At 68.1% G+C, this 527-nt stretch carries 1 protein-coding gene; it reads left to right on the top strand.

What is annotated here, in order from left to right; all coding sequences use genetic code 11:
* The coding region (locus tag CSC62_RS17665; protein ID WP_162407916.1) for a trypsin-like peptidase domain-containing protein at positions 1-527 on the top strand (527 nt) is incomplete at both ends.

Here is a 527-nt window from a genome sequence, read left to right as displayed (position 1 = left end):
GCAAGGGCAAACCCCCCGGACGGCCGCGAATTCACCGCCAGGGTGGGCGGAAGCGACCAGAAATCCGACGGGGCGCTGCTGAAGATCGACGGCAGGACCCTGCGGACGGTGCGAACCGGCGACTCCAACCTGCCCAAGCCCGGCCAGTGGGGGGTGGCGATCGGTTCGCCGTTCGGCCTGGACCACTCGGTCACCGCCGGCATCGTCAGCGCCACCGGCCGCAGCAATCCGTACGCCGACCAGCGCTACGTGCCCTTCATCCAGACCGACGAGGCGATCAACCAGGGTAATTCCGGCGGCCCGCTGCTCAACACGCGTGGCGAAGTGGTCGGCATCAATTCGCAGATCTTCTCCGCGTCCGGCGGCTACATGGGCATCAGTTTCGCGATCCCGATCGACCTGGCCTTCAGCGCGGCCGAGCAGATCAAGGCCACCGGCCACGTGAGTCGCGGCATGCTGGGCGTGGCGGTCGGCCCGATCGACTCGCTCAAAGCGCAAGGCCTGGGCTTGCCGGATAGCCGTGGTGC

The sequence above is a fragment of the Pseudoxanthomonas jiangsuensis genome, from assembly GCF_010093185.1.
In the GTDB taxonomy this organism is placed as follows: domain Bacteria; phylum Pseudomonadota; class Gammaproteobacteria; order Xanthomonadales; family Xanthomonadaceae; genus Pseudoxanthomonas; species Pseudoxanthomonas jiangsuensis.
The sequence above is the reverse complement of the archived record's forward strand: the minus strand, read 5'-3'. Positions and strand labels throughout refer to the sequence as shown.